The following is a 17,575-nucleotide window of genomic DNA, read 5'->3' as shown; positions in this document are numbered from 1 at the left end:
CTATGCGGCACACAATGGAAGGACGAATCCGAAATGAACAAATACATTCCTCTGGCCTTGGCGGTATTGCTTTCCGCTTGCGGTTTCCGCTTGGCCGGTAGCGATCCGGCGGTGTCGGCCGAGCTGTCGCAGCGCGTGTGGGCGGTGCAGGGCGGGGCCATGCAGCAGGTGTTGGAAACCGAGCTGCTGCGCCGCCATGCGCGGGTGGACAATGCGTTTGCCGGTGCGCTGCTGCAAGTGAAAGATGTACAAACGCGGCGTGATATCCACAGCATCAATTTGTCCGGCACGGTGAAGGAATATATGCTGGTGTTGCGGGTGAAGGCGGAAGTGCGTTTTGAAGGCCGCGAGACCGTGCACCCGTTGGATGTGACCGTGCGCCGCCCATTGGACTATCACGACCGCGATATTTTGGGCAAACAGGAAGAAGAAGCGCTGTTGTGGGCGGAAATGCGGGTGGATGCCGCCGAGCAGCTGGTGCGCCGTTTGGGCTACCTGAAAGCCGAATAATGGCTGCTTTGGACATTAGCCGTCTGGAAGAAAGCTTGGCCGCGCCGCTGCATCCGCTGTATGTGATTCACGGCGAAGAAGATTTGCTGCGGGTGGAGGCGCTGGATGCTTTGCGGGCCGCCGCCAAGGCGCAGGGCTACCTGAACCGCGAAGTCTATACCGCCGACAGCGGATTCGATTGGCAGGAACTGTTGGCCTCGGCCGGCAGCATGGGTCTGTTTGCCGATTTGAAACTGATTGAGGTACACATCCCCAACGGCAAGCCGGGCAAACCCGGCGGCGAGGCTTTGGAGCGGCTGGCCGCCGATCTGCCGCCGGATACGGTGCTGCTTGTGATGCTGCCCAAGCTGGAGCGGGCGCAGCTGCAAAGCAAATGGTTTACCGCGCTGGCCAAAGCGGGCACCGTGGCGGAAGCCAAGCCCGTGGCCGGCAACGCTTTGCCGGCTTGGTTGCGCGGCCGTTTGCGGCAGGCCGGTTTGGCTATCGAAAACGAAGCGTTGGCCTTGTTTGCCGCCAAGGTAGAGGGCAATTTGTTGGCCGCCAAACAGGAGGTGGACAAACTAGCCTTACTTTATCCGGCCGGGCATTTGCTCACTGCCGAGGAAACCGAGCGCACGGTGGCCGATGTGGCCCGCTTCGATGCCTTCCAGCTCACCGAGGCTTGGATGTCGGGCGAGGCCGAGCGCGTGTTGCGCCTGCTCGAAGGGCTGCAGGCGGAAGGCGAAGAGCCGGTGTTGCTGTTGTGGTCGGTGGCGGAAGACGTGCGCACCCTGATTCGTTTGGCTGCCGCCTTCAAGCAAGGGCAAACCGTGGCACAGGTGCGCAACAGCCTGCGCTTGTGGGGCAGCAAACAGCAGTTGGCTCCGCAGGCGGTGCGCCGCATTGCCCCCGCCCGCCTGGTGGCCGCCCTGCAGCAATGCGCGGCGATTGACCGCATGATCAAAGGTGCGGAAGAGGGCGATGCTTGGTCGGCGATGCGCACTTTGTTGGTGGAACTGGCGGCGTAGGCTCCGCCGGTTAAGGCCTACGGCAAGCTACCTGAAACCTCAGGGCGGTCTGCCGTTTGCCCGGCCACGACAAAACGCGAAAGTGTGGTACACTCGCGCTTTTCATTTTTTGCCGCCGGCCGAGATCGGCGGCCAACTGAATCTCCCGTACGGGCGCAGCCCCGGCGGAATCTTTCATTTCATTAAGGATTAACCATGAGTATCACCGTAGAAAAATTGGAAGGTCTCGAGCGCAAGCTGGTGCTGGATTTGGCATGGAGCGACGTAGAAGCCGCCGTACAGAAAAAACTGCAAGCCACCCAACGCCGCGCCCGCGTGGACGGCTTCCGTCCGGGCAAAGCGCCGCTGCGTATGATCGAGTCCATGTACGGTGCCGGTATCCGCGATGAAGTGTTGAACGAACAACTGCGCCAAAAATTTGCGCAAACCGTTTCCGAAGAAGGCATCAAACTGGCCGGCCTGCTGGCGTTTGACGCTTTGGAACAGCAAGACGACGAGAAAAGCTTTAAAGTGGCCGCCACTTTCGAAGTGTTCCCCGAAGTTAAGCTGGGCGATTTGAGCGGCAAAGAAATCGAAAAAGTTACCACCGAAGTGGGCGAAGCCGAAGTGGAAAAAACCATCGACATCCTGCGCCAGCAGCGCACCCGCTTCAACCGCGTGGAGCGCGAAGCGCGCGACGGCGACCGCGTGATCATCGATTTTGCCGGCAAAATCGACGGCGTGCCTTTTGACGGCGGTTCTTCGCAAAACTACCCCTTCATTCTTGGCCAAGGCCGCATGCTGCCGGAATTCGAGTCCGGCATTTTGGGCATGAAAGAGAATGATGTGAAAGAAGTGGAAGTGAACTTCCCCGAAGACTACCACGGCGCCGATGTGGCCGGTAAAACCGCGGTATTCGTGATCACCCTGAAAAACGTGGCCGAAGCCGAATTGCCGCCGGTTGACGAGCAATTCGCCAAATCTTTGGGCATCGCCGACGGCGACGTGGTCAAAATGCGCGAAGAAGTGAAGAAAAACGTGCAGCGCGAAGTGAGCCGCCGCGTAGAAAACCAAACCAAAGAAAACGTGATGCAGGCACTGCTGGACGTGACCGAAATCGAAGTGCCCAAAGTGTTGGTGCGCGAAGAGGCCGCCCGCTTGGCCGACGATATGCGTCAAAACTTTGCCAACCAAGGCATGGACACCAAAAACCTGGATCTGCCGGCCGATATGTTCAACGAGCAGGCCGAGCGCCGCGTGGCCTTGGGCCTGATTTTGGCCGAGCTGGTGAGCAGCCAGAAGCTGGAACCCAGCGAGGAGCAGATCAAAGCAGTGGTGGCTGATTTCTCCGAAAGCTACGAAGACCCGCAAGAAGTGGTGGAATGGTATTTTGCCGACCGCAGCCGCCTGCAAGGCCCCACTTCTTTGGCCGTAGAAGTCAATGTGGTGAAGTATGTGTTGGAGCAGGCCAAAGTGAACGAAAAGGCTTTGGCTTTCGACGAGGTGATGGGCCAGCAGGCTTAAGCAGCCGTCCCGAATCGGGCTACCTAAAATCTTTTGCTGCGCAGAAATCCGCGCGTCTCGTTTTCAGGTAGCCTCACAACCTGCTCACCATCTTCTGTGCAGCGTTGCCGAATCCGCACGGCTGTCGAACAGAAGAGGGTGACAGGTTTTTAACCATTATGGAGAAGCCCATTATGTTGCCCGAAATCACCAATAGCTATCTGGTGCCCACCGTCATCGAGCAGAGCGGCCGCGGCGAGCGCGCCTTCGATATTTATTCGCGCCTGCTCAAAGAGCGCATTATTTTTCTGGTCGGCCCGGTCAACGACCAAACCGCCAATCTGGTGGTGGCGCAGCTGCTGTTTTTGGAAAGCGAAAACCCGGATAAGGAAATTTTCCTCTACATCAACAGCCCCGGCGGCTCGGTGACTGCCGGCATGTCGATTTACGACACCATGAATTTCATCAAGCCTGACGTGTCTACTTTGTGCCTAGGCCAGGCGGCCAGCATGGGCGCGTTTTTGTTGTCGGCCGGTGCCAAAGGCAAGCGTTTCGCCCTGCCCAACAGCCGCATCATGATCCACCAGCCGTTGATCAGCGGCGGCTTGGGCGGTCAGGCTTCCGACATCGAAATCCATGCCAAAGAGCTGCTCAAGCTGAAAGCCAAGTTGAACGAATTGATGGCGCAACACTGCGGCCGCACCTTGGAAGAGCTGGAGCGCGACACCGACCGCGACCACTTTATGTCGGCCGATGAAGCCAAACAATACGGCCTGATCGACCAAGTATTGAGCAACCGCAGCGAAGTGAAGTAAACGGAATAGGGCGGTTGTCAGAGAGTATTGCCGCTTGCAGGCTACCTGAAAGCAACAACGTTTGTTGCTGCGATTGCCCGCCATCGGCCAGTCAGGCGGCCGCCCGCTGTGAAGCCGCCGCTTTTGTAACGGAAATTGTCTATGTCAGCCGTTTTGATCCGCGATTATCTACGCACTCAGGGCCTGAAGCTGCCGCTGGAAGCCGTTCAGGTAGCCTTGCTGACCGCCCAAACCGTGATGGCGGGCGGCCAGGCCTCGATTGAACCGCAGCTGCTGTGGTATCGGCACGCCGATGCCGGTTTGACCGAGCATTTGCCGGAAACGCCCGAGCACACCGATTTGTTGCGCCGCGTGTTTATGGCGCTGGATTCTTTCCACGAGGCCGCGCCGGCCAGCCTGGCTGCGGTTTATTGGCTGGCGGCACCGGACAAATTGGTGCGCTTGTGCAGCCGGGGTGAAGAGGCGGAAGACGTGGTGGCGGCCGAGCAGGATTTGGCCGCAGAGGCCGTCCGCCATTTGGCGGCGCGCAGTGCGCAAACCGGCTGGCTGAACCAAATCGACGACGTGGCTGCTTGGCTGCGCAGCGGCGATTTGGCCGGTGCCAGACATCAAGACGGCAGCCAACTGGCCGTGCCCGTGTGCCAAAGCAGCGGGCGGGTGTTGGGCGTCGTGTATTTGGAAAGCCGTCGTCTCTCGGGTTTTGACGACCAGGCCCTCAGCCATTGGAGCGGTTTGGCGCTGGCCTTGGCCGAGCCTTTGGCCGGATTATCGTCGCCCGCAACTTCAGCACAAGAAACAGAATGAATCACTCCGACACACACACACAAGGCCTGCGCTTTGTTGCCGCCTGCCGCTTGCCTACCGAATACGGCCTGTTTTCGCTGCACGGTTTTGAAGAAATCGCGAGCGGGCAGGAGCATGTGGCTTTGGTCATGGGCGATGTGGCGCAAGGCGGGCCGGTATTGTCGCGCATCCATTCCGAATGCCTGACCGGCGATGCGCTGTTTTCGCAGAAATGCGACTGCGGCCCCCAACTGCAGGCCGCGATGCGGGCGGTGCAGGCCGAAGGACGGGGGGTGATTGTGTATCTGCGTCAGGAAGGGCGCGGCATCGGCTTGATCAATAAAATCCGCGCCTACAAGCTGCAGGATGCCGGCATGGATACGGTGGAAGCCAATTTGGCTTTGGGGCTGCCGATTGATGCGCGCGATTTCACCCTGGCCCGCGATATTTACCGCCACCTCGGCGTAGAAGAAGTGCGCCTGCTGACCAACAATCCGGAAAAGCTGGCCACCATGCGCCGCAACGGGATTAATGTGGTGGAGCGGGTGCCGCTGCAGGTGGGGGTGAATCCGGAGAATGAAGGCTACCTGAATACCAAGGCCGAAAAGCTGGGCCATTTGCTCAAGATTGCCGAGTAAGGTCACGGCAGGGCGTGCAGGCACACCTTGAGACCTTTGCAAAACCGCCATCTGCGGCGCATTTCTGCGTTGTGCGTTTATGCCCTATGGGTACTGCTCGCTCACTTGCCTATCTATGTGATATGTCTGTCCCACGGGGATTCTTGGCGTTTACGTTCGCTGCGCTGCTACGCCTTGAACTGCATCCACATCTGGGGGTTTTGCAAAGGTCTCACCTTGCTCATACCGGCCGCCCATTTGTTAAACAGCATCCGCAGCCGCCATGCCTTGTGAGGCTTGGCGGCTGTTGATTTCGGGCCAAGATTACGATTGGGGCGGAGGTTCTTTGGGGTCTTTCCCGTAAACTTGATTGAAAAAACGGCATTCATCCGTTTCATCCTGCCATTTTTGCCGGCGCAGTTGGCGGGAGTAGAGAAACAGCAAGACGAGCAGCAGCAAGACGAGCAGCAGCAAGATCAGAAGCAGAGCATACATCATGATTTTCCCACACAGATATTGTTATTGATTTTCGGCTGTCGTGCAGCTTGTTGCCGATTATAGCGGCATGTTTTCTGACCCGTCCACGCCGTCGGGCGGGAAGAGGGGAATCCGTGTTGCGCATAAAAACGAGAAGGGGTGCCGGAGTCAGGCCTGCCATGGCGCAAAGGCAGTGTAGAGCTGCCACAGCGCCCAAGCGGCCACGCACAAACCGGCGCCTAAACGGAACAGGCGGTTTTGCAACAAGGAGCGCAATTGGCCGGCAAACCAGCCCATCAGCAGCAGATTGGGCAGCGTGCCCAAGCCGAAAGCCAGCATCAGCAAGCCGCCGTCGATCAGATGGCCGCTGCCCAAGGCGTAGAGCGAGGCGCTGTACACCAAGCCGCAGGGCAGCCAGCCCCACAGGATGCCGACAGCCAGGCAGCCGGCATGGCTTTTGATGGGCAGTAGGCGGTTGAGCAGCGGGTTGAGCCGCCGCCAAACGGGGCGGCCCAGGCGTTCGATGTGCACAGCGGCGTGGTTGAGGCCGGCCAAATACAGGCCCAGCAAGAGCAGCAGCACATTAGCGGCGGCAAACAGGACTGTTTGCAGGCTGCGGGTGTGGTCGAGCGAAATACCGAATTGACCGAGGCCGCCGAGCAGCATGCCGATCAGCACATAGCTGCCGATGCGGCCGATATTCGTCAGCAAAATCAGCCGCCAGCGCGGCAGATGCGGCGGCAATTGCAGGGCGAAGGCGCTGCTGAGGCTGCCGCACATGCCGGCGCAGTGGCCGCCGCCGAGAAAGCCGACGGCGGCAAGGGAAAGCAGGGTAGCGGTTTGCATGGCGGGTATGGGGGATGGCGGGGAGGCGATTATATAGCGGGATGCGGGCAGGCGCACGGATGGCTTATAATGCACTGCCTGCAGGCAGCCTGCACGGTTGGCGGCCGGATGTGCCGGCCTGTTGCCGTGATTGGATCTAAGGAAACCGACATAAAACATAAAAAAGGAGAGGGACATGAAAGCGGTGATTCGTATTTTTACCTGTGCCGTATTGCTGTTTTTATCCAATGTCGCGCTGGCGCAACAACCGGCAGGGGCGGCAATACAGGAAATCCACCGACGCAGCAACCCCAGTCATCCCGGTTATGATGGTGATACTGCACCAGTCCAGCCTAGGGAGGTCTGGCAAAATAAATATGGTGCATTGGCTGCTGATTTTGAAGCAGGTCGCTCTGGTACATCAGAAGATGAGGACAGCATTCAGGCTGCTCGTAGAAATGCCTTGCAGCGCTGTGGGACGAGAAATTGCAAGATAGTTGGTTCAATTACAAATGGCTGTCTAGCTGTTGTTCACGGTAATGGAATTACGGGGATAGTGGGAGGAGAGACAGCTAGACAAGCAGTGAGTGAGGCGATGCGAAAATGTCAATCAGATGGTCGTTCTTGTGAAGTCCAATACTCTCATTGTAACTTTCCTGTCCTTATCAGAGTCAGATAAAAGCCAATGCTCATGAAGATGCTTGGGTGGTAAGGCAAAAGGCATCAAGGAAACCGATAGGAAGATGATTGTTCGTATTGCTCTGCGTTTGGGTTTGGGTATGGGCATCTAGAGCCCGGCGCAGCAACAAGTCGGCCTGAGACCTTTGCAATAGAAGACGGTTCCGGCCGGTGCTGTATGATGCCCGGCCGCTATCTGATGAAGCCGCCATTTTGACCGTTTGTTTTTCAGGTAGCCTCAGCCGCTGCCCAATCCGCCTAAATACACCATGACCCGTTTAGACAATATCCTCCCTTTTGCCCACCGCCTGTGGGCGGCTTGGCTGCCGGAAGGCGGCTGTGCGGTGGATGCCACCGCCGGCAACGGCCACGATACGCTGCGTTTGGCGCAATTGGCTGGGACAAACGGCTTGGTATATGCGTTTGATGTGCAGGCCGCGGCTTTAGAAGCCACCCGGGCGCGTTTGCAGGCCGCGGGGCTGGACGACGGGCGGGTTTGTCTGGTTGAGGCAGGCCACCAGACCTTGGCTGATTATGTGGCGCGGCCGGCCGATGTGGCCGTTTTCAACTGCGGCTATCTGCCCGGCGGCGACAAAAGCCGCACCACCCAAACCGACACCACCCTGCAGGCCGTGGCACAGGCCTTGGCGGTGCTGAAGCCCAGCGGTTTGCTGACCGTGGCGCTGTATCCCGGTCACGAAGAAGGCGCCCGCGAGGCGGAGGCGGTGCGGCAATGGCTGTCGGCGTTGCCGCAGCAGGCGTATGCGGTGCTGCATTACGGCTTTCTCAACCGCCGCAACCGACCGCCGTATCTGTTGGCGGTGGAAAAACTGGCGGCGGCGCATCCGGCGACCTTGCGGTCGCTTGACACTTAGGGCGTGGCATCAGGCGCGTTACGGCGGTATGGGCGCTGAAAAATCATGCCTGCGGTATTGCCGATGTTGGCCGGGTGTCCGGCTGTTTGGCGCCCATTTCGTGCGGCATACGCGGTTTTTAGCGCGAAACCGCTTCCTCAAGCATGCCGTTGCGCTGCCGACAGAGCCAAAACCGTTTATCCGGCACAAGCGGGCTGCTTTCAGGTAGCCTCAAAAACAATCAGGAGTAGGAATCATGATGTATGTAGCGGCCAAACACAGCCATTTATTGTTTGTCGTCATCACGGCGTTGCTGTTTAATTTGCGTTTCTGGCTGCGCTTTTTCCGGCCGCAGCGGCCGCTGCCCAAAGCACTGCGGATTTTGCCGCATGTGAACGACACCCTGCTGCTGCTCACCGGCCTACTGCTGATGTTGGCCGCCGGCTGGGTGCCGTTCGGCAATGCGGTGTGGCTGGGCGTGAAGTTGGTCTTGGTATTGGTGTATATCGGTTTCGGTTTTCTCTGCATTAAAAACCCGCCGCGTTCGGCCAAATCGAATGCCGGCTATGTGTTGGCCATGTTGTGCTTGGCCGTCATTTATTATCTGGCGCGTTACAAACCCTTGTGGTTTTAATGCGGTATCCTTTATAAGGAGCAGGCCGTGCGTTTGTTGTTGGCGGAAGACGACCGCATGATTGCGGAGGCGGTTTCAGGTAGCCTGCAGGATGCCGGCTATGTGGTGGACCGGGTGGCAAGCGGCACGGAGGCAGTGGCGGCGCTGGCCGGCCAGCCTTATGATTTGATGCTGCTGGATTTGGGTCTGCCGGGGCAGGACGGCCTGCAGGTGCTGCAGGCTGTTCGCGGCGGGCGCAACCCGGTGCCGGTGCTGATTGTGACGGCGCGCGACGATTTGGGCAGCCGCCTGGCCGGCTTGGACGGCGGCGCCGACGATTACATTGTGAAACCTTTCGATATGGCCGAACTGCTGGCCCGCATCCGTGCGGTATTGCGCCGCCACGGCGGCCAAACGGCGCGGCAGCCCGGCAACGGCGTGCTCACGCTGGACCCGGCCACTTATCAGGTGTGCATTCTCGGCCGGCCGGATGCCGTGTTGTTGAGCAATAAAGAATTTGCCGTGCTGCAGGCCCTGCTGATGCGCCCCGGCACCATTCATTCGCGCAGCGATTTGGAAGACAAGATTTACGGCTGGGGCGAAGAGGTGGAAAGCAATGCCATCGATTACCTGATCCACGCCCTGCGTAAAAAAATCGGCAAAGAACACATCAAAAACATCCGCGGCGTCGGCTGGATGGTGGCGAAAGAAGGGCAATCGGCTACCTGAAAACATTCTGAAAATATTTGTTTTGCCCTGACTGCCGCCGTTTCGTTTTCCCGCCCGTCCCTCTCTCTTTTCTTTATGACCGCTCCCCTTGCCCCGCCCTCGCGTTGGTTGCCGATTTTGCTGGCGGTGTCCATCTTTATGCAGATGCTGGACGCCACCATTCTCAATACCGCGCTCCCCGCCATGGCGGCCGATCTCGACGAATCGCCGTTGCGGATGCAGTCGGCGGTGGTGTCTTATGCGCTGACGCTGGCCTTGCTGATGCCGATGAGCGGTTATTTGTGCGACCGCTACGGCACCAAAAAAGTGTTTGCCGCCGCCATGCTGCTGTTTGTGGTCGGCTCGCTGCTCTGCGCCGCTGCGCCCAGTCTCAACCTGTTGGTGGCGGCGCGGGTGGTGCAAGGCATGGGCGGGGCGATGCTGGCACCGGTGCCGCGCCTGGTGATGCTGCGCAGTTACGACAAAACCCGCCTCTTGGGGGTGATGAATTTCGTCATCATGCCTGCCTTGCTGGGGCCGATTTTAGGCCCGCTGGTGGGCGGCTATCTGGTGGACTATGCCAGCTGGCATTGGATTTTTTTGATCAATGTGCCGGTGGGGCTGGCGGGCTTGTGGATGATCAGCCGCCTGATGCCGGATTTTTACGCGCCCAACGGGCAGGTACCGCGTTTCGATGTGCACGGGTTTCTGCTGTTCGGCAGCGGCGCGGTGAGTTTGAGCCTGGCGGTGGAACTGCTCACCCATCCGCAGCGCGGGCCGTTTGCCGTGTGCTGTGCGGTTTTCGGGGGAGTGGTTTTGTGGCTGTATTGGCAGCACGCACGCGAAGGCGGGGAACAGGCGCTGTATCCCTTGCAGCTTCGGTTGGTACGCACCTTTCGTTTGGGTATTTTGGGCAATTTGTTTTGCCGCTTGGGCATGGCGGCGGTGCCGTTTCTGCTGCCTTTGCTGTTACAGGTAGCCTTCGGCCGCAGCGCCAGCGTGGCGGGTTGGCTGCTGGCGCCGGTGGCCTTGGCGGCCTTGGTGAGCAAGCCGTTTATCCAGGCCTTTATCCGCCGCTTCGGCTACCGGGCGGTGCTGGTGTGGAATACGCGCCTGATCGGACTGATGATTATGGCCTTGGCGCTGCCCACCGCCCAAACGCCGCTGTGGCTGCTGGTGCCGCTGCTGTTTGCGCTGGGCATGTGCAATTCGCTGCAGTATTCGGCCATGAACACGCTGACCATTGCCGATTTGCGCCCGCAGCAGGCCGGCAGCGGCAGCAGCCTGATGGCGGTAAACCAACAGTTGGCCATCGGTTTCGGCATTGCCTTGGGCGCTTTGTTGTTGAATGTGATCGGCAGCCGTTTGCCGGCGGATGCGGGCATCCATATTGCGTTCCGCCTCACCTTTCTGTTGATCGGCGGCATCACGTTTTGCGCCAGCTGGGTGTTTGCCCGCCTGCATCCGAGCGACGGCGACAATCTGGTGCGCCAAAATTGAGCGGGCCGGTCCCAAATTTTCCTTGCGGGGTGTCCGGTTAATCTCTTGAGCCTATTTCCGCCTTGCCCTGAGGTTGTGCATTGAAAACCGTTGCGCACGAACATGATGAACAGCTTCTGAGGGAAAGCCGATGAAGATGCTGCCCTTCCTTTCAGGCTACCTGAAAGCCGCTTTGCTGCTCTGCTGCTGCCTGCCGGTATGGGCGCAGGCGGCGGAACAGGGCGAGGTGGTGCGGGTGTGGGACGGCGACACGCTGCACCTTCGCGATGCCGACGGCCGCCGACGCAAAATCCGCCTGGCCGACATCGACGCCCCCGAAATCAAGCAAGCCGAAGGCCGTGCCTGCCGCGACCGTTTGGCCGGCCATTTGCTTTACCGGCAGGTGCGCTTCGAAGTGGTGGCGCAAGACCGCTACGGCCGCGAGGTGGCACGCATTTGGCAAGGCGGGGACGATGCCAATCTGCGCCAGATTGCGGAAGGCTGTGCCTGGCACGACCGCCGCCGCGCCGCCCGACGGCAGCCACCCGAGCAATATGCCCGCTATGCCGCCGCAGAGCAGGAAGCCAGATGGCAGCGCAGCGGTTTGTGGCAGCGCCCGCGTCCGCAAGCGCCTTGGCAATACCGCCGCCGTCAGGCGCAGAGGAGGGCAGACAGCCCCTAAATGCCGGGCTTTATCTGAACAGCGGCGGTTTGTGTCCCGCTGCAGGCTACCTGAAAACGCGGTGCGGCAAAATCCGCTATAATCCGCCGCCTTGTTTCCGTAAAGAACCGCCCGCCATGCTTCAATTTACCCTGCACAAAAAAGACGGCCACGCCCGCCGGGGCACGCTCACGCTCAACCACGGCAGCATCGAGACGCCGGTATTTATGCCGGTGGGTACCTACGGCTCGGTGAAGGCGATGACGCCGCAGAATCTGCACGACATCCAAGCGCAGATTATCTTGGGCAACACCTATCACTTGTGGTTGCGCCCGGGTTTGGACGTGATCGAACAATTCGGCGGTCTGCATCAATTTATCGGCTGGAACAAGCCGATTCTCACCGATTCGGGCGGTTTTCAGGTGTTTTCGCTGTCCGATATGCGTCAGCTCACCGAAGAGGGCTGCACCTTCAAAAGCCCGATCAACGGCGACAAACTGTTTCTGTCGCCCGAAATCTCGATGAAAATCCAAACCGTGCTCAATTCCGACATCGCCATGCAGCTCGACGAATGCACGCCCGGCGAAGCCACGCACGAGCAGGCGAGACAATCGCTGCAAATGAGCCTGCGCTGGGCGGAGCGTTCTAAAAAAGCGTTTGAAGATTTGAACAACCCCAATGCCCTGTTCGGCATCGTGCAGGGCGCGATGTATGAAGACTTGCGCGAAGAGTCTTTGCGCGGTTTGGAAGAGTTGGATTTCCCCGGCTTGGCCATCGGCGGCCTTTCTGTGGGCGAACCCAAGCCCGAGATGTACCGCATGTTGCGCGCGGTCGGCCCGATTTTGCCCGAGCATAAACCGCACTACCTGATGGGCGTGGGTACGCCCGAAGATTTAGTGTACGGCGTGGCGCACGGCATCGATATGTTCGACTGCGTCATGCCCACCCGCAACGCCCGCAACGGCTGGCTGTTTACCCGCTTCGGCGACATCAAAATCAAAAACGCCAAGCACAAGCACGACACCCGCCCGCTGGACGAAAGCTGCAGCTGCTACACCTGCCGAAACTTCAGCCGCGCCTATCTTTACCATCTGCACAAAGCCGGTGAAATCTTGGGTGCGCAATTGAACACCATCCACAATCTGCATTTCTACCAAGTGATCATGGAAGAAATGCGCGAGGCCATCGAGCAGGGCAAATTTGCCGATTGGCAGGCGCAATTCCATGAAAACCGGGCAAGAGGGAGCGATTAAAAAGGCGGCTGTGTATGCCGCCAAGAAGTGTTTAGCATCACTAAAATGTAAAAATTTGTTTTGTTTTGTTTTGTTTTGTTTTGTTTTGTTTTGTTTTGTTTTGTTTTGTTTTGGTAAAATTTTGTCTTTTAAAAATAATATATGTTTAACAAAGAGTTATTTCGATTAAAAACTTTCTGCCAGCAATGAGTTAACGTTTGGTTTACAGTATAATGCTCTACGTTTGCTTTGCTTCCCATTGCAAGGACAGACATTTTCCCCTTCGCCGCTGCTTCCTCCCTGAGCAGCGGCATTTTTATTGATTTCGGATAGTCAACAGCCCTATGGATTCGCCCGCATGGCGGCCAGTACGGGGGCGGTGTCGGGGCGGAAGCCGCGCCACAGATAGTAAGATTCGGCGGCCTGTTCCACCAGCATGCCCAAGCCGTCGGCGCCGCGGCGGGCACCGGCCTGTCCGGCGAAGCGCAGAAAGGCGGTGGGTTCGGCGGCGTACACCATGTCGTAAGCCAGCTCGCAGGCCGACAGTACGGCGGGGGCAATTGCCGGCAGCTCGCCGCTGAGGCCGCCGGAAGTGGCGTTGATCACCACGTCGAAGCCGCCGGCGGGCAGGTCGGCCAGTGGGCAGGCTTGGGCACCGAACGCTTCGGCCAATTCCTGCGCTTTGCCGGCGGTGCGGTTGGCCACCGTCAGCGAAGCCGGGCCGGCCTGCAGCAGCGGCAGCATCACGCCGCGGGCGGCGCCGCCCGCGCCGAGCAGCAGTAGGCGTTTGCCGGCCAAGGCTACCTGAAGATTGGCAGTGATGTCGCGCAACAGGCCGGCGCCGTCGGTATTGTCGCCCGTGATGCGGCCGTCGGCCTGTTTGATCAGGGTATTGACCGCGCCGGCGGCGCGGGCGCGTTCGGAAAGGCTGTCGGCCCAATGGCAGGCATCGGTTTTGAACGGCACGGTAACGTTTGCGCCCTGCCCGCCGGTGGCAAAAAAGTCGGCGGCGGCCTGCCCGAACGCACCGGGTTCGGCCAGAATGCGTTCGTAACGGATGGCGGTGCCTTCCTGACGGGCAAACATTTGGTGGATCAGCGGCGAGCGGCTGTGGGCAACGGGGTTGCCGAAAACGGCGTAAAGAGGGGCGGACATGGCGGTTCCGAAGGCTGGCAAAGCGCGGATTATGCGCCATTGCCGGCCGGGAGGCTACCTGAAAAAACAACACGGGCGGCTTGCAAAAAGCGCAAGCGCCACCATTTGCCGGTCTGTTGCGGTTTTTCACGCAAGTGGCGGATTTGCTGTTACAATCCCATCCCTGTTTAGAGCTTGCTCTCATCAAAACTGTTTCATTCCAATAACTCTGTAACCACATATTAAAAGGAGCCTTTATGCAACCGCGTAATGCTTACGACTACACCGAAGCCGGCCGCAGTGTTTCCGCACAAAACACCGTGCTGCGCAAAACCTACGGTCTGCTCGGTTTGTCTTTCATTCCTGCCGCCGCCGGCGCGTTTACCGCCATGAGCACCGGCCTGAGCATTTACAGCTTTGTCGGCAACCGCTGGATTGCCTTGGCTGTTTTCTTTGCTTTCTTCTACGGCATGAGTTTTCTGATTGAGAAAAACCGTTACAGCAATGTGGGCGCTGCCCTGCTGATGGTGCTCACCTTCGGTCTGGGCTTTACCCTCGGCCCGATTCTCAACTACAGCCTCGCTTTGAGCAACGGCATCGAGTTGGTGGGCATCGCCGCCGTGATGACCGCGGCCGTGTTCCTGACCATGGCGGCGCTGGCGAAAACTTCCGCCATCCAAACCAGCAGCCTGGCCCGTTTTGTGACCATCGGCTTTGTGGTGGCCGTCATTGCCATGGTGGCCGGTTTCTTCGTGCAAGTGCCGGCACTGGCGCTGACCGTATCCGCTTTGTTTGTGCTGGTGAGCTCGGCTTTGATCATGCTGCAGGTACGCATGGTGATTGAAGGCGGCGAAGACAGCCACATCAGCGCGGCGCTGACTTTGTTTGTGGCCATTTACAACATCTTCAGCAGCTTGCTCAACATTCTGTTGTCTTTTGCCGGCGAGGATTAATTTGCCGCTTTAGCCATCGCCAATAGGCCCGCAGGCTACCTGAAAGGTTTCAGGTAGCCTGCGGTTTTTTTATCCCCTTTATCGGCGGCGGACTAAGGCAACAGCTTGCCCAGTTCGGCCACAATGGCGGCGGCGGTGTCGGGCTTGCTCATTTCGGGCAGGGCGGTTTCCCGATGTTCGCTGATGAGGGTCACTTGGTTGACGGTTTTGCCCATGGTTTGGGCCACTTGGTTGGCGATAATCAGCGGGATGCCTTTTTTCAGCCGTTTGGCGCGTGCGTATTCCACCACGCGTTCGCTTTCGGCGGCAAAGCCGACGCAGTAGGGGGCGTGGGGCAGGGCGGCCACGCTGGCCAGAATGTCGGGGTTTTCGGTCAGCTCGATCACCGGCGGCCGGCCGGAGCCGTCTTTTTTCAGTTTTTGCGCGCTGCGGTTGCCGACCTTATAGTCGGCCACTGCGGCCACGCTGATGAAGACGTCGCAGCCGGCAATCCGTTGGTGCACGGCGGCAAACATGTCGTCGGCGCTGTCGGCGCGCACGGTTTCGGCCAAGCCGGCGGGTAAGGCTACCTGAAGCTGGCCGTGTATCAGGGTAACTTCGGCGCCGGCGGCGCGGCAGGCGCGGGCCAGTGCCACGCCCATTTGGCCGCTGGAGAGGTTGGTGATGCCGCGCACGGGGTCGATGGCTTCGAAGGTGGCGCCGGCGGTCAGCAACACGCGCTTGCCGGCCAGGGTTTTCGGCGTCCACAGATCGGGAATCAGCTCGGCCAGTTCGGCCGCCTCGGGCATACGGCCCACGCCGGTTTCGCCGCAAGCCTGTTCGCCGTATTGCGGTTGGATCACGGTGATGCCGTCTTGTTGCAGCCGGGCGATGTTTCTTTGGTTGGCCGGGTTGTGCCACATTTCCACGTTCATGGCGGGAGCGACCGCCAGCGGGCAGTTGCGGGCGGCGGCCAAATTGGTCAGCAGATTGTCGGCAATGCCGTGGGCGATTTTGGCCAGGGTATTGGCGCTGGCCGGCGCGATCAGCATCAGGTCGGCGCGGCGGCTGAGGTTGATGTGGGCCATGCCGTTGCCTTCGTGGCGGTTGTCGTGGGTGTCGGTGAGCACGGGTTGGCCGCTCAAGGCCTGGAAGGTGAGCGGAGAAACGAATTCGGCTGCGGCGCGGCTCATGGCCACGCTGACGGTGTGGCCCTGTTTTTTCAGCAGGCGCACGAGTTCGCAGGATTTGTAGGCGGCGATGCCGCCGCTGATGCCGAGCAGAATGTGTTTGGCGGTCATGGGCGTGGGGGAATGAGATGAAGAAAGGCGGCATGGTATCACTAAGGTGCTTGGGATGCAGCCGCCTTGTCGGGCGCGGTATTCGGGCTACCTGAAAAGAGATGTCATTGCCGCAAGGGCGGATTTCGGTCATTTAATGTCCATGCCTGGGCGGAATGAGCTGCTGGAGCGGCAGAAAAAAGCAGTCAGATGGCTTCTGGGCATTGCCCTGAGGGGGCGGCTCTAATACAATCCCTTCTTTGTTATGCAATGTAAAGGCGGAACGTGCCGCCGTTTGCTGTTTGCGTTCACCGACTTCACCCACAATGGAGCCCATGCCACCATGACCGAAAAACATTCCGGTGCTACCCAAGCCGCCCCGTATCTGCAGATTCAGGGCTTGGTGAAAACCTTTGGCGACCAATACGCGGTCGATCACGTGGATTTGAGTATCGACAAGCATGAAATTTTTGCGTTGTTGGGCAGCTCGGGCAGCGGCAAATCTACGCTACTGCGCATGCTGGCCGGCATGGAAACCCCGACTCAGGGCAAAATCATTCTCGACGAACAAGACATCACCCATCTCGCGCCTTACGAGCGCCCCATCAATATGATGTTCCAAAGCTACGCACTGTTCCCGCACATGACGGTGGAGCAGAACATCGCCTTCGGCTTGAAGCAGGACAAAATGCCGAAAGAGGAAATTGCCGCCCGGGTGGAAGAAATGCTGCGCTTGGTGCAGATGAGCAAATACGCCAAGCGCAAGCCGCATCAATTGTCGGGTGGCCAACAGCAGCGCGTGGCGCTGGCCCGTTCGCTGGCCAAACGGCCCAAGCTGCTGCTGCTCGACGAGCCTTTGGGCGCATTGGACAAAAAACTGCGTCAGCAAACCCAGCTCGAATTGGTGAACACGCTGGAAGAAGTGGGCGTGACCTGCATCATGGTGACCCACGATCAGGAAGAGGCGATGACCATGGCCACCCGCATTGCGATCATGTCGGAAGGCCAGTTGCAGCAGGTGGGCACGCCCAGCGAAATTTACGATTTCCCCAACAGCCGCTTCACCGCGGAATTCATCGGCGAAACCAATATTTTCGAAGGCAAGGTGGTGGTGGACGAAGCCGACCACGCCGAGATTGCCTGCGGCGAATTGGAGCACCGCATCCTGCTCAACCACGGCATCACCGGCCCGGAAGACCAAACCGTGTGGGTGAGCATCCGTCCCGAAGACATCAATATGCACAAAGCGCCGCCGGCCGGCTTGGGCGAGCACAACCGCGCCGCCGGCACGGTGGAAGAGATCGCCTATCTGGGCAGTTTTGCCATCTACCACGTGCGCCTGCCCAGCGGCCGCATCATCAAGAGCCAGGTGCCGTCTTCGCGCTGGTATCTGCAAAACGAAACCCCGCCCACTTGGGAAGAAACCGTGTACCTGAGCTGGCCGGCCAACCAGCCCGTACCGCTCACCCGCTAACCGATAAGGCTACC

General features: G+C 59.2%; 19 protein-coding genes and 1 pseudogene. 16 read left to right on the top strand and 4 right to left on the bottom strand.

The genetic code is table 11. The features are described from left to right. Window positions 1-33: 33 nt before the first annotated feature. From H3L94_RS07575 to H3L94_RS12520, 7 genes and pseudogenes are all read left to right on the top strand, one after another. Window positions 34-510 carry an LPS-assembly lipoprotein LptE gene (locus tag H3L94_RS07575; protein WP_182121521.1) on the top strand — a complete coding sequence of 159 codons (477 nt, stop codon included), beginning with the start codon at window positions 34-36 and terminating at the stop codon, window positions 508-510. After that, the gene (gene holA / locus H3L94_RS07570; RefSeq protein ID WP_182121520.1) at window positions 510-1,517 is read left to right on the top strand and encodes a DNA polymerase III subunit delta; all 1,008 of its coding nucleotides are present in this window, start codon (window positions 510-512) and stop codon (window positions 1,515-1,517) included. Before H3L94_RS07575 ends, holA begins: the two co-directional genes overlap by 1 nt. 195 nt (window positions 1,518-1,712) lie before the next feature. Further along, window positions 1,713-3,020 carry a trigger factor gene (tig, locus tag H3L94_RS07565; protein WP_182121519.1) on the top strand — a complete coding sequence of 436 codons (1,308 nt, stop codon included), beginning with the start codon at window positions 1,713-1,715 and terminating at the stop codon, window positions 3,018-3,020. A gap of 173 nt (window positions 3,021-3,193) precedes the next feature. Next, entirely contained in the window at window positions 3,194-3,814 is a 621-nt protein-coding gene (gene clpP, locus H3L94_RS07560; protein WP_040660118.1) for an ATP-dependent Clp endopeptidase proteolytic subunit ClpP, read from the top strand. 141 nt (window positions 3,815-3,955) lie between these two features. Beyond that, entirely contained in the window at window positions 3,956-4,618 is a 663-nt protein-coding gene (locus H3L94_RS07555; protein WP_182121518.1) for a GAF domain-containing protein, read from the top strand. Next, the gene (gene ribA / locus H3L94_RS07550) at window positions 4,615-5,235 is read left to right on the top strand and encodes a GTP cyclohydrolase II (protein ID WP_009118565.1); all 621 of its coding nucleotides are present in this window, start codon (window positions 4,615-4,617) and stop codon (window positions 5,233-5,235) included. The genes H3L94_RS07555 and ribA overlap by 4 nt, the downstream gene beginning before the upstream one ends. A gap of 36 nt (window positions 5,236-5,271) precedes the next feature. Then, window positions 5,272-5,525 (top strand): annotated as a pseudogene (locus tag H3L94_RS12520) (ATP-dependent exonuclease). 13 nt (window positions 5,526-5,538) lie between these two features. On the opposite strand, the gene H3L94_RS07545 reads toward H3L94_RS12520, so the two are convergent. Together H3L94_RS07545 and H3L94_RS07540 are read right to left on the bottom strand one after the other, a co-directional pair. Further along, window positions 5,539-5,709, bottom strand: coding sequence for a hypothetical protein (locus H3L94_RS07545; RefSeq protein WP_182121517.1), 171 nt, complete (start codon window positions 5,707-5,709; stop codon window positions 5,539-5,541). A gap of 150 nt (window positions 5,710-5,859) precedes the next feature. Continuing rightward, window positions 5,860-6,537 (bottom strand): sulfite exporter TauE/SafE family protein, encoded by a 678-nt coding sequence (locus H3L94_RS07540; protein ID WP_182121516.1) that lies wholly within the window; start codon window positions 6,535-6,537, stop codon window positions 5,860-5,862. A gap of 175 nt (window positions 6,538-6,712) precedes the next feature. On the opposite strand from H3L94_RS07540, the gene H3L94_RS07535 reads away from it, so the two are divergent. The 7 genes from H3L94_RS07535 to tgt all read left to right on the top strand — a co-directional run bounded on the left by H3L94_RS07535 (window position 6,713) and on the right by tgt (window position 12,762). Next, the gene (locus tag H3L94_RS07535; protein ID WP_182121515.1) at window positions 6,713-7,195 is read left to right on the top strand and encodes a DUF4189 domain-containing protein; all 483 of its coding nucleotides are present in this window, start codon (window positions 6,713-6,715) and stop codon (window positions 7,193-7,195) included. A 268-nt stretch (window positions 7,196-7,463) separates the two neighbouring features. Continuing rightward, window positions 7,464-8,069, top strand: a complete 606-nt coding sequence (mnmM, locus tag H3L94_RS07530; protein ID WP_182121514.1) for a tRNA 5-(aminomethyl)-2-thiouridylate-methyltransferase MnmM — start codon at window positions 7,464-7,466, stop codon at window positions 8,067-8,069. Window positions 8,070-8,304: 235 nt separating this feature from the next. Next, window positions 8,305-8,682 (top strand): SirB2 family protein, encoded by a 378-nt coding sequence (locus tag H3L94_RS07525; protein WP_182121513.1) that lies wholly within the window; start codon window positions 8,305-8,307, stop codon window positions 8,680-8,682. A 27-nt stretch (window positions 8,683-8,709) separates the two neighbouring features. Continuing rightward, complete coding sequence (locus H3L94_RS07520) at window positions 8,710-9,390, top strand: response regulator transcription factor (RefSeq protein ID WP_182121512.1); 681 nt, start codon at window positions 8,710-8,712, stop codon at window positions 9,388-9,390. 75 nt (window positions 9,391-9,465) lie between these two features. Next, window positions 9,466-10,869 carry an MFS transporter gene (locus H3L94_RS07515; protein ID WP_182121511.1) on the top strand — a complete coding sequence of 468 codons (1,404 nt, stop codon included), beginning with the start codon at window positions 9,466-9,468 and terminating at the stop codon, window positions 10,867-10,869. A 130-nt stretch (window positions 10,870-10,999) separates the two neighbouring features. Beyond that, window positions 11,000-11,530, top strand: a complete 531-nt coding sequence (locus H3L94_RS07510; RefSeq protein ID WP_182121510.1) for a thermonuclease family protein — start codon at window positions 11,000-11,002, stop codon at window positions 11,528-11,530. 116 nt (window positions 11,531-11,646) lie between these two features. After that, window positions 11,647-12,762: a tRNA guanosine(34) transglycosylase Tgt gene (gene tgt / locus H3L94_RS07505; protein ID WP_182121509.1), complete on the top strand. Its 1,116-nt coding sequence runs from the start codon at window positions 11,647-11,649 to the stop codon at window positions 12,760-12,762. Between the two features lie 321 nt (window positions 12,763-13,083). On the opposite strand, the gene aroE is transcribed toward tgt, so the two are convergent. Next, the gene (aroE, locus tag H3L94_RS07500; protein ID WP_182121508.1) at window positions 13,084-13,896 is read right to left on the bottom strand and encodes a shikimate dehydrogenase; all 813 of its coding nucleotides are present in this window, start codon (window positions 13,894-13,896) and stop codon (window positions 13,084-13,086) included. Window positions 13,897-14,132: 236 nt separating this feature from the next. On the opposite strand from aroE, the gene H3L94_RS07495 reads away from it, so the two are divergent. After that, window positions 14,133-14,828, top strand: a complete 696-nt coding sequence (locus H3L94_RS07495; protein ID WP_182121507.1) for a Bax inhibitor-1 family protein — start codon at window positions 14,133-14,135, stop codon at window positions 14,826-14,828. Window positions 14,829-14,920: 92 nt separating this feature from the next. Here H3L94_RS07495 and coaBC read toward each other — a convergent pair whose 3' ends face one another. Continuing rightward, entirely contained in the window at window positions 14,921-16,108 is a 1,188-nt protein-coding gene (coaBC, locus tag H3L94_RS07490; RefSeq protein ID WP_182121506.1) for a bifunctional phosphopantothenoylcysteine decarboxylase/phosphopantothenate--cysteine ligase CoaBC, read from the bottom strand. A gap of 322 nt (window positions 16,109-16,430) precedes the next feature. Here coaBC and H3L94_RS07485 point away from each other — a divergent pair, with 322 nt between their 5' ends. Then, window positions 16,431-17,561: an ABC transporter ATP-binding protein gene (locus H3L94_RS07485; RefSeq protein ID WP_182121505.1), complete on the top strand. Its 1,131-nt coding sequence runs from the start codon at window positions 16,431-16,433 to the stop codon at window positions 17,559-17,561. Window positions 17,562-17,575 lie beyond the last annotated feature (14 nt).

The organism is Neisseria shayeganii, from assembly GCF_014054965.1.
GTDB classification, from domain to species: Bacteria; Pseudomonadota; Gammaproteobacteria; order Burkholderiales; family Neisseriaceae; genus Eikenella; species Eikenella shayeganii.
This window is presented reverse-complemented; position numbering and strand designations above follow the sequence as displayed.